General features: G+C 52.1%; 13 protein-coding genes and 1 tRNA gene. 7 read left to right on the top strand and 7 right to left on the bottom strand.

The window, feature by feature from the left end; all coding sequences use genetic code 11:
- Positions 1-387 precede the first annotated feature (387 nt).
- The 3 genes from VFG09_14780 to VFG09_14770 all read right to left on the bottom strand — a co-directional run bounded on the left by VFG09_14780 (position 388) and on the right by VFG09_14770 (position 1,123).
- Positions 388-464: transfer RNA gene (locus VFG09_14780), tRNA-Pro, on the bottom strand.
- Between the two features lies 1 nt (position 465).
- Complete coding sequence (locus tag VFG09_14775) at positions 466-846, bottom strand: MerR family transcriptional regulator (GenBank protein ID HET6516416.1); 381 nt, start codon at positions 844-846, stop codon at positions 466-468.
- Positions 839-1,123 carry an integration host factor subunit alpha gene (locus tag VFG09_14770; GenBank protein ID HET6516415.1) on the bottom strand — a complete coding sequence of 95 codons (285 nt, stop codon included), beginning with the start codon at positions 1,121-1,123 and terminating at the stop codon, positions 839-841. The genes VFG09_14775 and VFG09_14770 overlap by 8 nt, the downstream gene beginning before the upstream one ends.
- A 230-nt stretch (positions 1,124-1,353) precedes the next feature.
- Here VFG09_14770 and lptC point away from each other — a divergent pair, with 230 nt between their 5' ends.
- From lptC to VFG09_14735, 7 genes are all read left to right on the top strand, one after another.
- Positions 1,354-1,860 carry an LPS export ABC transporter periplasmic protein LptC gene (gene lptC / locus VFG09_14765; protein ID HET6516414.1) on the top strand — a complete coding sequence of 169 codons (507 nt, stop codon included), beginning with the start codon at positions 1,354-1,356 and terminating at the stop codon, positions 1,858-1,860.
- A gap of 28 nt (positions 1,861-1,888) precedes the next feature.
- Complete coding sequence (locus VFG09_14760; protein HET6516413.1) at positions 1,889-2,371, top strand: LptA/OstA family protein; 483 nt, start codon at positions 1,889-1,891, stop codon at positions 2,369-2,371.
- On the top strand, positions 2,371-3,093 hold the full coding sequence (lptB, locus tag VFG09_14755; GenBank protein HET6516412.1) for an LPS export ABC transporter ATP-binding protein: 723 nt from the start codon (positions 2,371-2,373) through the stop codon (positions 3,091-3,093). The genes VFG09_14760 and lptB overlap by 1 nt, the downstream gene beginning before the upstream one ends.
- Positions 3,093-4,541, top strand: coding sequence for an RNA polymerase factor sigma-54 (rpoN, locus tag VFG09_14750; protein HET6516411.1), 1,449 nt, complete (start codon positions 3,093-3,095; stop codon positions 4,539-4,541). Before lptB ends, rpoN begins: the two co-directional genes overlap by 1 nt.
- A 48-nt stretch (positions 4,542-4,589) precedes the next feature.
- Complete coding sequence (raiA, locus tag VFG09_14745) at positions 4,590-5,117, top strand: ribosome-associated translation inhibitor RaiA (GenBank protein ID HET6516410.1); 528 nt, start codon at positions 4,590-4,592, stop codon at positions 5,115-5,117.
- Positions 5,118-5,206: 89 nt separating this feature from the next.
- Positions 5,207-6,061: an RNase adapter RapZ gene (rapZ, locus tag VFG09_14740; protein ID HET6516409.1), complete on the top strand. Its 855-nt coding sequence runs from the start codon at positions 5,207-5,209 to the stop codon at positions 6,059-6,061.
- Positions 6,061-7,185, top strand: coding sequence for a cysteine desulfurase family protein (locus VFG09_14735; GenBank protein HET6516408.1), 1,125 nt, complete (start codon positions 6,061-6,063; stop codon positions 7,183-7,185). The genes rapZ and VFG09_14735 overlap by 1 nt, the downstream gene beginning before the upstream one ends.
- Here VFG09_14735 and VFG09_14730 read toward each other — a convergent pair.
- The 4 genes from VFG09_14730 to ppdK form a co-directional block, all read right to left on the bottom strand.
- Complete coding sequence (locus VFG09_14730; protein ID HET6516407.1) at positions 7,133-8,380, bottom strand: pitrilysin family protein; 1,248 nt, start codon at positions 8,378-8,380, stop codon at positions 7,133-7,135. The genes VFG09_14735 and VFG09_14730 overlap by 53 nt on opposite strands.
- A gap of 175 nt (positions 8,381-8,555) precedes the next feature.
- A complete protein-coding gene (gene pnp / locus VFG09_14725) occupies positions 8,556-10,643 on the bottom strand; it encodes a polyribonucleotide nucleotidyltransferase (GenBank protein ID HET6516406.1) in 2,088 nt (695 codons plus the stop codon).
- A gap of 13 nt (positions 10,644-10,656) precedes the next feature.
- On the bottom strand, positions 10,657-10,926 hold the full coding sequence (gene rpsO, locus VFG09_14720) for a 30S ribosomal protein S15 (GenBank protein ID HET6516405.1): 270 nt from the start codon (positions 10,924-10,926) through the stop codon (positions 10,657-10,659).
- A gap of 176 nt (positions 10,927-11,102) precedes the next feature.
- A complete protein-coding gene (gene ppdK, locus VFG09_14715) occupies positions 11,103-13,826 on the bottom strand; it encodes a pyruvate, phosphate dikinase (GenBank protein HET6516404.1) in 2,724 nt (907 codons plus the stop codon).
- Positions 13,827-14,053 lie beyond the last annotated feature (227 nt).

Raw genomic sequence — 14,053 nt, 5'->3', positions numbered from 1 at the left:
ATTGTGAACATTTGTTTCCATATATACTGCGCACAATAATATCACAGGGCAGCGGAGAGTATTTCAGGAAAGACCTCTCGCAAAAATCTGATAGTGACTTATAGTGTGAGTTTTTGCTTCTGCAAAAAATACTCACTCATTATCGCCTTTAAGGTCATTTTATTTGCCAGGCATCCTTACCCATTTAGCCCAGGAACCTCTAATGGCATTGCTCTGGCATCACTAGTCATATTGGCAAGGAAAATACGATTGGGTGGTTTCATTTGGACTAGAAGACTACGGGTTTACAAGGCCGCAGAGCTATCTATTTATAGTTAACTCTGCGGCAAATCTGCGGCAGCAGAAAATCAAAAAACCTTACAGAATCTCGTAAACCCTTGATTTAATTGGTCGGGGCGACCCGATTTGAACGGGCGACCACTCGCACCCCAAGCGAGTGCGCTACCAGGCTGCGCTACGCCCCGATTACTGGAGTCTGCTCAGGATCGCTCTGAGCCTCTTCTTGACGTTTTCGATTACTTCTCTTGGCGAGGACTGGACGACGGGGGTTGGTATCGGTTTCGGCGGTTCGTTCTCTCCGAACTTCTTCCTCACACCTTCGATGGTGTATCGCTCTTCATGGAGCATCTTCTTTATCTGAAGGACGAGTTCCAGGTCCTTTTTTACGTAAACCCTCTGCCCTGACTTGTTCTTCCTCGGTCTCAGAAAGGGGAACTCCGTTTCCCAGTACCTCAGGACATAGGGCTCCACATCGGCTATCTTGCTCACCTCCCCGATCTTGTAAAAGAGTTTGTCGGGATAAGGCCGCCTGGCCTTAACGATGTTCTCAACAGAGGATCTATTCATGTACCTTTTCTACGACGTCTTTGAGCTGGTTACTCGCCTTGAAGGTAATGACCTTGCGCGGCGTGATCTCAAGATCAGCGCCGGTTTTGGGATTCCTTCCCCTTCTCGCATTCTTCTTCTTCACATTGAATGTGCCGAAACCCGAGACCTTTACCGATTCTCCCTCGACGAGGGTCTGTCGGATGGTGTCAAAGATCATCTCGATAATATTTTGGGACTCGATCTTGGAAAGTCCCACCTTTCCGAATACTGCGTCAACGAGATCAGCTTTTGTCATAGATACCTCGCAAAGAGTAAACTTGAGAATGAATACGGTCCATAACCAGCTTTTCTTAATTATATTAATGGGATAGCCTGTTGTCAAGAGAAATCATACTGAAAGCAGCCCTGGAAGGCGGAAGAGATGGTCTCTGAAGGAGATAATCGCCTCTTTTGTCAAGGGAGTCCTCCCTCCTCTGGTATATTATTTGCTTTACTATGGTCTTTTTTCTGTGATAAACTTTCTATGTGAAACTGAAATATGGATATGCAATCGTACTTCTCATGCTCATCCTCTTCTATTTTATCTTTAATGGTGAAAAGGAGTACCGGAAAGATGCTTCCGTGAAGACAAATTCCTATTTTGAGGGGTTGAGGATTGTGAACAAGAGAAGCGGCAGTGACGCATGGGTTATTGCCGCCCGTAAGGCCGATTTTAGCGGAGATGAAACTGTCGCACGGATGTATGCAGTGACCATCAATGCGATTAAGGAAGGGATGGTGCTGGACGCTGACTCAGGAAGATACAACATGGTGACGAGGGAACTCCTCCTCGAGGAGAACATAAAGATACGGATTAAAGATTCCCTGATATCTGCCAGGAGTCTGGCGTGGAACCCCTCCACTAGATTGCTCACTTCAGAAGACCGGGTCATGATCGATGGCAGGAAGTTCAGGATAGAGGGTGATGGGCTGTCTGCCACCGAAGGCCAAAAACTGAAACTCACGAAGAATGTTAGGGCAACATTTTATTAACATCCGGAACAGGGATAGCGGACTGTTTATGGCGAAGAAGGCCTGTGGTGCGGCTGTCTCTTCTCTCCTCTTCCTTTTTGCCTGCCTCTGTGGTGCGGTTGTTTCCGCCGAGAACAAACCCCTTGAAACAAAGGGTCCCGTCGTCATAACGTCTTCATCGCTGACGGCGGACAACAAGGCACATACTGCCCTTTTTGAAGGCACTGTCGTTGCGAAGTCCGATGACATGACCATCTCTTCTGACCGGATGCTCGTCACCTACACCGAAGGCGGCGCCATAACGAGGATAGATGCCGAGGGCAATGTTAAGCTGATCCGTAGTGAACGAGTCATAACTGCCGATGCTGCGACTTACTTTGCTGACGAAGAGAAGGTGGTATTTACCGGCGAGCCGCGGGCAGCAGAAGGGGGAAACGTCGTTACCGGCACAAAGATGATCTACCTTATGAAGGAAGACCGGTCGATTGTTGAAAACAGCAAGGTTTTCATCAAGGACAGGAAAGGCAAGTAATGGATATCCTTGAGACGAGGGAGCTTGCAAAGAGTTACCGCGGAAGGGAAGTCGTGAAGAACCTCAGCATCTATGTCTCGACGGGTGAAATCGTCGGCCTCCTCGGTCCCAATGGTGCAGGGAAGACCACGACCTTTTATATGATCGTTGGTCTCATAAGGCCTGACAGAGGGAACATCCTCCTGAACAACGAGGACATCGGCAAGCTGCAAATGTACAGGAGGGCGCTCAAGGGCATCAGTTATCTCCCCCAGGAGCCGTCGATCTTCAGGCGATTGACGGTACGGGACAATCTCAGGGCGGTGCTTGAAATCAGGGGATGGAAAGGAGACGAGATGGACGGGCGCGTCGAGCAGCTCCTTGATGAGTTCAGTCTGAAGGAGTTCGCTGACCGGCACTCCTACCGACTCTCCGGAGGGGAGAGGAGGAGGACCGAGATCGCCCGTGCCATTGCCACCGATCCCACCTTCATCCTCTTCGATGAGCCCTTCGCAGGAATAGATCCAATTGCTATAATAGAGTTGAAGAAGATGCTTCAATATCTCAAGAAGAAGGGTCTTGGTATCCTCGTCACCGACCACAATGTGAGGGACACCCTGTCAATTACTGATCGGGCCTATATCATAAGCAATGGCGGCATTCTGGACGAAGGGGCCCCGGAAAAACTCATTGCCAACCCCGAGGTCAAGGAGTCTTACCTGGGAAAGGAATTTCGACTCTAATGGCGCTGGAAGGCAGATTAGAATTACGACTTTCCCAGAAACTCGTCCTCACCCCTCAGCTGCAGCTTGCCATAAAACTGCTCCAGATGCCCCAGCTTGAGCTGTCGGATGCCCTTTCTCAGGAACTCATCGAGAACCCCTTCCTTGAGGAGGCGGCGGAAGAAAGGGAAGAACTGAGCAGGGAGGAGCTTGACAACATAGAGCCTGCAAATGTGTCGGACGATACCGAAGCTCCCCTGGAGAGACTCATTTCAGGGGGGCTGAGCGTCGAAGACTATTTCGATGAGCGGGGGAGCGACGGCAGGGATCTGGGATACTTCACTCCCGGTACCGTTGATCACCCCTCCTTCGAACAGTTTATGAGCAAAGAGGCGGACCTCGTTGATCATCTCATGTGGCAGTTACGGCTCTCCGATGTTCCTGAAGCGATCAAGGAGATCGGGGAGATGATCATCGGTAATATCGATGAGAATGGATATCTTCGAGCCTCTGACGAAGAGATCGCCACGGCTTTGAAGACCGGCATCGAGCAGGTCGGACAGGCGATAGCCCATGTTCAGAGCTTTGATCCCTCGGGAATCGCCGCACGGGGTCTCCAAGAGTGCCTTCTCCTCCAGCTGAAGGCGATGAACCTATCCGGCAGCCTTGCCGAGCAGATCATCCTTAACAACATGGCTGACATCGAGAAGAAGCGCTATCAGCAGATTGCCAAACAGTACGGAGCATTACTTGAGGATGTTATGACGGCAGTGAGCATTATCGAAGGCCTCGAGCCCAAGCCGGCACGGAACTTCTCAACATCAGCCACAGCGTACATTGTTCCTGATGTCTATGTTATGCGAACGGAGGACGGGTACCAGATCATCCTCAATGACGAGGGATTGCCGCGGATCAGGTTGAGCAATCAGTACCGGAAGCTCCTCATGGCGAAGAAAACACTCTCGAAGGAAGAAAAGCAGTTTGTCGAGGAGAAGCTCCGTTCAGCGGTATGGCTCCTGAAGAGTCTCGATCAGAGGAACAGGACGATTTACCGGGTGACGGAGTGCATCCTCGATTTCCAGAGAGAATTTTTTGACAAGGATGTTTCCTTCCTGAAACCCCTGAATCTCAAGGATGTGGCCCTGACCCTCGGTATGCATGAGAGCACCATCAGCAGAGTGACATCAAACAAGTTCCTCTCATGCAACCACGGCCTCTTCGGTTTCAGGTTCTTTTTCAGCAGCGCCCTGCAAAGCGGCACAGGAGCGGTATCATCGACTTCGGTCAAGGATGTGATCAGGAAACTCATCTCCGAGGAAGACCCTCAAAAGCCGATGAGCGACCAGAGAATTGTAGAGCTCCTCAAGACAAAGGATATCACGATAGCGAGGAGGACGGTTGCCAAGTACAGGGAAGAACTGAGGATTCCCCCTCAAGGGCAGCGGAGAAAGATGAATCTGACGTACTAGGAATGGACGGTCGAGAATGGGCGGTTCAGCAATCAAAAAGGAGGCCATATGAACGTCATCGTGAGTGGAAGACATCTTGAAGTCACCCCGGCGCTCAAGAGCTATGCAGAAGATAAGATGAAGAAGTTTGAGCGGTATCTTGCGAATATTTCGGAAGCGACCGTGACCCTCACCGTCGAAAAATACCGACATAAGACAGAGGTCTTGCTGAAAGCGAACGGAGTGATGATCCAGGCAGAGGGGACCACCGAGGATATTTATTCTTCCATAGATGAGGTCGTCGAAAAATTGGAGAAACAGGTCAAGAAGTACAAGGAAAAGCTCGTGTCCCACAGAAAGGGCGAAGGGAAGGCCTCTGTCGGACCGTCAGGAGCAGGTCCAGCAGTCTCTGAAACCGAGAGGATCATCAAGAAAAAGCGGTTTGACATGAAGCCCATGAGTCCTGACGAAGCCGCGATGCAGCTGGACATGCTCGGGAGGGATTTTTACATCTTCACGAATGATGTGAGCGGGGACATAAACGTGATCTACCGGAGGGATGACGGTCACTTCGGCCTCATAGAACCGGCGAAATAGCAAAATACATGCTGAGGTAACGATTACCGTTAACGATACGTTACAGCTTGTACCATCACCTTTCACCTTAAGTCCTGCGTGACAGGGAAATGAGACCGACAGTCGTCATCATAACGGGTTTTGCCGGTTCCGGCAAGACCGTTGCGCTGCGGGCGCTTGAGGACCAGGGCTTTTACTGCGTCGACAATCTTCCGGTGACGCTCATGGAGCGCTTCACCTCCATCATTACTGCTGACAGCCATAACGACAGGGTAGGAATCGGTGTTGACATCAGGGAAAAGGAATTCCTCCCTGCCCTCGATTCCGTCCTTACAGTCCTGCGTGAAAAATACAACCTCGAGATCATCTTTCTCGAAGCCGAAAGGGAGGCGATCGTCAGAAGATTCAAGGAGACGAGGAGACCCCATCCTCTGGTATCTGAGGACCTGAATATCGAAAAGGCCATTGATATGGAAAGGGCCATGCTCCTGCCGATAAGGGCAGAGGCAACAAGAATTATCGACACCTCGGCCTATACCCCCCATCAGTTGCGGCATCTCGTCTCTTCGCTCTTCAAGGTGACTGGAGGGAACGCTGCGCTCGCGGTGGCCCTGATATCCTTCGGTCATAAATTCGGCATACCCCAGAACGTCGATATCCTCTTCGATGTACGGTTTCTCCGGAATCCGCATTTTGTGACGGCGCTGAAAGACTTGAGCGGAACAGACCTTGCCGTGCAGGATTTTGTTTTTCAAAGCCCGGGGGCCCGGGAATTCATGGAGAGGACATCGGGGTTATTGAATTTCCTTATTCCCCAGTATGTCGCTGAAGGAAAGGCATATCTGACAATCGGGATCGGCTGCACCGGAGGCAAACACCGGTCGCCCGCCATTGCCGAAAGAATGGCCGAGATGATCAAAGACGATCTCATCGACGTTACCGTCATTCACCGGGATCTTGCTTAGTGATCTATCTCGATAACAACGCTTCCACTCCTGTTGACCCCGAGGTTATCGGGGTGATGCTGTCGGCACTCAGATCAGACTTTGGAAATCCCTCGAGCAGCCATGATGCCGGTGTGAGGGCCCGGATGTCTCTCGAAAAGGCCCGCTCTCAGGTTGCGGACCTGATCGGTGTCTCGGCCGAAGAGATCCTCTTCACATCAGGTGGAACGGAGTCAAACAATCTCGCTATTCTGGGAACGACCCTGACACGGCGTGAGGGACACGTCATAACGTCTGTCATTGAGCACCCGTCTGTGACGAATCCCTGCAGATACCTTGAGAGCCGAGGCTTCTCAGTCACCTATGCCGGCGTCGGCAGAGATGGGAGGGTTCTTGTAGAAGAGGTGAAAAGGGCGCTGCGGCGGGATACGGTTCTCATAACGATCATGCATGCCAACAATGAAACGGGCGTTCTCCAGCCTCTTGAAGAGATCGGCAGTCTCGCACAGGAAAGGGGCATCACATTTCATACGGACGCCGCACAAACCGTGGGGAAGATTCCGGTGAACGCCGGTGCTCTCGGGGTTCATATGATGACGATCGTCCCTCACAAGTTCTACGGTCCGAAGGGAGTCGGAGGACTCTTTATCAGGAAGGGACTGGAGCTTACTCCCCTCTTCTTTGGCGCCGGGCATGAACGGGGACTGAGACCTGGAACAGAGAACGTACCGGGAATCGTCGGTCTGGGCAAGACCTGTGAGCTGGCGCGTCTCGAGATCACCGAGAGGGCATTGCAGGCGAAGAGACTTACCGATACCCTTTATCGCGGTCTCTGCGAAGAAATTGACGGTGTTCGACTGAATGGACACGAAACATTGAGGCTGCCGAACACCCTGAACATTTCCATCGCAGGTGTCGATGCGCTCGACCTGCTCCAGGATCTCAAGAGCGTCGTGGTGGCATCGACGGGCTCGGCCTGCCACTCCGGGCGGAGAGAGCCATCTTCGGTACTCAAGGCCATGGGTCTTTCAGATGACGATTCGCTGTCCGCCATACGACTCAGCACAGGGAAAGGGAACACCGAAGAAGAGATCAAAGAGGCAGTTCGGATACTGTCGAACGCTCTACGGGGCCGAGGACGGTGAGGGCCATGGCGCCGCTCTGAACGAGTCTCTCTGAAAGATCTCTTGCCTGCTCCAGACTCACCGCCTCAATCTCCCTGATGATCTCTTCCGGCGAATAGTACTGTCCATAATAGATCTCCTGGCGAGCGATATTCTGCATCCTGTTATTGGAGGATTCTAGGCCGAGAATAAGATTCCCTTTCATCTGATCCTTTGCCCTCTGGAGTTCAACGTCGGTAATGGTATCTTTGAGGCTCTTCATTTCTTCCGTGATGAGTGTAATAACCTCGGTAACCCTTTTCCTTGCTGTTCCGGCGTAGACGGCCCACAAGCCTGTGTCGATATAGGAGGCGAGGAAGGAATAGATGGAGTAGGCAAGTCCTCGCGTTTCCCGTATCTCCTGGAAGAGGCGAGAACTCACCCCGGCGCCGAGGACCGAATTCAGGAGATAGAGGACATATCTGTTAGTGCTTGCGAGAGGTATGCCTTCAACGCCGATGCAGACGTGCGCCTCGGAGAGGTCCTTGGCGTGGACTGCGACCGACGGGGAGAAGAGCGGCTTCCCGCCCTTTTTCGGCTCCGAACCCCTCCTCAGACCGCCGAGGGTCTCATTGAGGGAGGATATGAGTCTGTCAGGCTGGAAGTTCCCGGCGCATGCAATGACGGTGTCCTTTGTGCCGTAGTATTTCCTGATATGGTCCATGAGATCATCCCTTCCAAAGGACTTGATGGTCTCTCTCCTGCCGAGGATCGACTGTCCGATGCCTTCGTCGCCCCATATTGCCTGATAGAACAGGTCGTGGATATAGTCGTCGGGTGTATCCTCGACCATCTTAATCTCTTCCTTGATGATCCTCTTCTCCTTTTCGAGGTCGCCAGCGGGGAAGGTGGAATGGAGAAAAAGATCGGTCAGGAGATCAATGCCCCTTTCGATGTGCTCATCGAGAACCTTTACATAGAAGGTAGTTGCCTCACGGGAAGTAAAGGCATTGAGATCTCCTCCGACGGAGTCAATCTCAACGGCAATGTCGCGCGCGGAGCGTCTCTTTGTCCCCTTGAAGAACATATGCTCGAGAAAGTGGGATATGCCGTTTGAGTCCGTCGATTCGTAACGGGATCCGACCTTCACCCATATCCCGAGAGAGACTGAACGGACATTCCGGATCTGCTCCGCAACAAGGGGGATGCCATTGTCAAGATGATACTTTTTGAACATCGTCGGTCTCCGCCGGCTCTTTCAGGATCCGTGAGTTCAACGAAAGCACGAGGCACGGTGCACCGTCCCTTCGTCTCCTAAGGATTATCGAGCGGGTATCGCCCGACAACGGAAAACTAGGTTCAGGCCGGCTGCATACGTCCGAGCCAAGAACACCGAGGGGAAGAGAGAGCCCTTATCTTCCTTCCCTTTCCCTCATCGCTTCTTTTCTGCTGAGCCTGATTCTTCCCATTTTATCGATCTCGATCACCTTGACGAGTACCTCATCTCCCTCCTGGAGCTCGTCGGTAACCTTCGCGATCCTCTTCTCGGCAATCTGCGATATATGGAGGAGTCCTTCTGTCCCCGGAAGGATCTCGACAAAGGCGCCGAAGTCCATAATCCTCTTCACCTTGCCGTGGTAAATGGCGCCCAACTCAGCCTCAGCGATAATGCCTTTAATGATATTGATAGCCTTCTCTGCTGAGGATTCATCGGCAGAGGCTATATTGATGATTCCTGCATCGTTGATGTCTATCTTGACGCCTGTCTGCTCTATGATACCCCGGATTACCTTCCCTCCCGTCCCGATAACCTCGCGGATCTTCTCTTTGTCGATCTGCATGGTATAGATTCTCGGGGCATGGGGGGCAAGATTTTCCCGTGGTGCTGACAAGGCCTCCTTAATCTTTCCGATAATAAAGAGTCTTCCCTGCCGCGCCTGCTCGAGGGCCTTGGCCATAACGTCCTTACTGACACCGCCTGTCTTCAAATCCATCTGGAATGCCGTGATCCCTGCCTCTGTCCCCGTGACCTTGAAATCCATATCGCCGAGATGATCCTCAAGACCGAGGATATCGGTAAGGACAACAGTCTTGCTGCCTTCCTGGATCATTCCCATGGCTATACCGGCAACGGGGGCCTTGATCGGCACTCCCGCATCCATGAGCGCGAGGGTCGAGCCGCAGACCGTCGCCATGGAAGAGGACCCATTCGATTCCAGGATATCGGAGACAACCCGTATCGTATAGGGGAAAGCCTCTTTCGAAGGTATCACCGGTTTCATCGCACGCTCGGCGAGGGCGCCGTGGCCGATCTCACGTCTACCGGGAGACCGCAACGGTTTCACTTCACCGACACTGAAGGGCGGAAAATTGTAGTGAAGCATGAAGGTCTTATACGTCTCTCCTTCCAGGGTCTCGATCTTCTGTTCATCATCGGCAGTGCCGAGAGTGACCGCAACGAGGGCCTGCGTTTCACCCCTCACAAAGAGGGCCGAACCATGGGCCCTCGGAAGGAAGCCGACGCGCGATGTTATCTGTCGAATCTCATCGGGTCTCCTGCCGTCCGACCGTATGCCATCGTCGATAATCATCCTCCGTACAAGGTCTTTCTCTATGTCAAAGAAGATATCTGCGATGTCCTTGGTGAGCCCCTTCTCATCAGCCTCGAAATGCTTCAGCGTTGCATCCAGGAGAATATCGAGGGCTTCCTGGCGACGCTGCTTTCCCGGAATCATAATGTGCTCTTTGATCCGTTCGAGGGCGTATTCCCGGACACTCCTCTGGAGTTCTTCGTCCACTGTCTTCTCGACGACGGTCCTCTTCGGCCTGCCGACGAGAGCCCTCAACTCCTTCTGGACTGCCACAATCCGTTTGATCTCGGAATGGGCAAATTCAATGGCATCGAGGAGGATCTTTTCCGATACCTCCGACGCGCCTCCCTCGACCATCAGAACGGCATCTTCCGTACCTGCAACGACAATATTGAGTTCAAGGTTCTCCAATTCCGAAAGGGCGGGATTGATGATCAGTTCACCGTTCAGGAGGCCGACCCTCACGCCCGCAACGGGCCCCTCAAAGGGGATGTCAGAAATGACCAAAGCCGCTGACATTCCTGTTATCCCGAGGACATCGGATACGTTCTCTTCGCCGTAGGAGAGGACAGAGACGATGCCCTGTGTCTCGGACAGAAAACCCTTTGGGAAGAGCGGTCGTATCGGCCGGTCTATGAGGCGGGAAGTGAGTACCTCTTTTTCCGTCGGTCTTCCCTCGCGTTTGAAGTATCCGCCGGGTATTTTTCCGGCTGAAAAGGTCTTCTCCTGGTAATCTATGGTAAGGGGAAAGAAATCAAGGCCCTCTTTGATCTTTTTGTTAGCAACTGCCGTGGCGAGAAGTACGGTATCACCGTATCTGATAACAACAGAACCGTCTGATTGTTTCGCTATTTCTCCTGTTTCAATCGATAGTGCTTTGCCTCGAACGTCAACCTCTACTGTAGTCATTAATACCCTTCTCCTATCTCCTGAGCCCTAATCGCTCTACAACTTTTTCGTAGCGTTCCTTGTTTTTGCCTTTCAGATAATCCAGGAGGCTTCTCCGCTGGCTGACAAGCTTCAAGAGTCCGCGGCGAGAATGGTGGTCATTCTTGTGGGCCTTAAAATGCTCGGTGAGATAGGTTATCCTCTCGCTCAGAATTGCTATCTGAACCTCCGGTGAGCCCGTATCCTTTTCGTGAATCTTGTATTCGCCTATGAGCGTCTGTTTCCTTTCCTTTTCAAGTGACATACCATCACCGCCTTTCTCGAACGTAGTATTTTTTATAATAACATATTGCGACAGAGATCATTCAGGCAAGGGTAGACCGAGAAACGGTAGTGGATGGCCGCATTCTTCCCCTCTCCGGCAATCAGTCTCGGCGCGTCGCAGAATCTCTACTCTCCCTTTGCCTGTAGCGACCCGAATTATCTCTTCTTCTCTTTCAGCGAGGCCTGTGCTGCGGCAAAGCGTGCAATCGGCACCCGGTAAGGCGAGCAGCTGACGTAGTTGAGTCCCAGGGTGTGGCAGAACTCGACAGATTTCGGTTCGCCGCCGTGCTCACCGCATATCCCCATCTTGAGGTCTTTCTTGACCTTCCTGCCCTTTTCGACAGCGATCCTCATAAAGGCGCCGACTCCATTCGTATCGATCGAGATAAAGGGATCTTCCTTCAGCAGACCGCTCTCTATGTAAAAGGGAAGGAATCTTCCGGCATCGTCCCTCGAAAGACCGTACACCGTCTGGGTAAGATCATTCGTACCGAAGGAATAAAAGTCTGCCTGTGATGCTATCTCATCGGACGTGGTGCAGGCACGAGGCAGTTCTATCATGGTGCCCACGGTGTAAGGAACCCTGACTTTGTACTCTTTCTGAACCCTTTCAGCCGTGGACACCGTTAGCGTCCTCATTACGGCGAGTTCATTCACGTGGCCCACAAGGGGGATCATGATCTCTGGTATGACCTTGACCTTTTGCTTCGCGAGTTCGCAGGCAGCCTCCGTGATGGCCTGCACCTGCATCTCGTATATTTCCGGATAGGTGACGCCAAGACGGCAGCCGCGGTGTCCGAGCATCGGATTGAACTCATGAAGGGATCTGTTCTTTGCGCTCAACTGATCAAAGGATACCCCCATCTCCTCTGAAAGTTCATCGAGCTCCCTGTCGGTGTGCGGCAGAAACTCATGGAGGGGCGGGTCAAGGAGTCTTATCGTGACCGGCAGCCCGTCCATGGCCCTGAATATGCCGATAAAGTCTTCTTTCTGATAGGGAAGGAGTTTTGCGAGGGCTCTTTTCCTTCCTTCTATGGTGTCGGAAAGGATCATCTCTCTGACTGCCTTTATCCTGTCGGGACCGAAGAACATATGTTCAGTCCTGCAGAGGCCTATCCCCTCGGCGCCGAAGGTCCTAGCAACTGTTGCATCATTTGGCGTATCGGCATTCGTCCTTACTTTGAGGGTCCTAAACTGGTCGGCCCATTTCATGAGTTCTTTATACCAGGGATTGTGTTCAGGGTCGGCGGGCAAAAGATCGAGTCTCCCCTCGTATACTCTTCCCTTTGTGCCGTTGAGCGTTATCCAATCGCCTTCCTTCAATGCCTTCCCGTTCACACGGATTTCCTTTTGCCGATTATCGATAATAAGGGCAGAGCACCCGACGATACAGCATTTGCCCCAGCCCCTCGCAACAAGGGCCGCGTGGCTTGTCATCCCACCCTTTGCCGTAAGGATTGCCTCGGCAGCATGCATTCCGTGCACGTCCTCGGGAGATGTTTCATTCCTCACAAGGATGACCTTCTCACCTCTCTTCGCCCATGCCTCGGCGTCATCGGCGGTGAGAACAATCCGTCCGACGGCACCGCCGGGGCCTGCGGGAAGGCCCTTCGCAAGTTCAAAGGCCTTCTTCTCGGCCACGGGGGCGACACTTGGATGAAGGAGCTCGTCTATCTGCTCAGGCTTAACACGGAGGAGTGCTGTCTCTTTTGATATGAGCTTCGATTTCGCCATCTCAACGGCCATGCGAATGGCGGCTTGGCCATTCCTTTTGCCAACCCTTGTCTGGAGCATCCAGAGCCTTCCGTCCTCGATCGTGAACTCTATGTCCTGCATGTCGGTATAGTGTTTCTCAAGCTTTTTTTGAATCGCAAATAATTCCTTATAGAGTTTAGGCATAGCCTCTTCGAGTGAAGGGAGGTGCATTGTGTCCTCGGTCTTTCCGGCCCTGTTAACGGGATTCGGTGTTCTGATCCCAGCTACGACGTCTTCTCCCTGGGCGTTGGGAAGCCATTCACCGAAGAACATATCTTCCCCTGTTGCGGGGTTGCGTGTAAAAGCGACACCTGTTGCCGAATTGTCGCCGGTGTTTCCGAAGACCATGGACTGGACATTGACGGCAGTCCCCCATTCCTCGGGTATCTTCTCGATCTTCCGGTACGAGACGGCACGCTTGCCCATCCATGACTGGAAGACGGCGCCGATCCCGCCCCACAACTGCTCCTGGGCGGTATCAGGGAAATCCTTCTTCAGGGTATGTCTGATAATCACCCTGAATTCATCACAAAGTGTCTTCAGATCATCAACGGTGAGGTCAGTATCACTCTTATATCCCTTTTCCTTTTTTGTCCTCTCCATCGCATGCTCGAGCTTCTGGCGGATTCCCTCTCCATCATGGGGCTCAATCCCTGCGGCCTTCTCCATGACGACATCGGAATACATCATGAGGAGGCGGCGGTAGGCGTCATAGACGAACCGTTCATTCTGGGTCTTCTTGATGAGCGCCGGAATGGTCTTTGTCGTCAAGCCGACATTCAATACCGTCTCCATCATGCCAGGCATAGAGCTTCGTGCTCCGGAACGTATGGAGACGAGAAGGGGATTGGTCGGGTCTCCAAACTTTTTGCCGATAATCTTCTCGACCTTGGCGAGCGAAGCGTCCACCTGTTTTTTCAGCTCGGGAGGGTATTTACGGTTGTTCTTATAATAAAGGGTACAGACCTCGGTAGTTATCGTAAAACCGGGCGGAACAGGGATGCTGAGGTTCGTCATCTCAGCAAGGTTGGCCCCCTTTCCACCAAGGAGATTCTTCATCTCCGCCTTTCCATCGGCCTTGCCGTTACCAAAAAAATAAACGTATTTTTTTGCACTCTTTGCCATACTGAAACCTCCAGAAACTGAATGATAAATTTGTAGCAAGATAGATTAACCTACAGGAGAAAAAAATTCAAGCTGTAAAGCTCTTTGGTAGTGTCAAGCTTTTTGTGTAAATTCCTTTAAGAGCTTTTTCCCCCACTGTTCGTTCAGGTGATTCAATACCGCATATACGATCCTTTCAATGCTCTGGTCATGATTGAAGCAACTCATGGGCCTTGTCCTCCGCCTCA

The organism is Thermodesulfovibrionales bacterium (assembly GCA_035686305.1).
In the GTDB taxonomy this organism is placed as follows: Bacteria; Nitrospirota; Thermodesulfovibrionia; order Thermodesulfovibrionales; family UBA9159; genus DASRZP01.
This window is presented reverse-complemented; position numbering and strand designations above follow the sequence as displayed.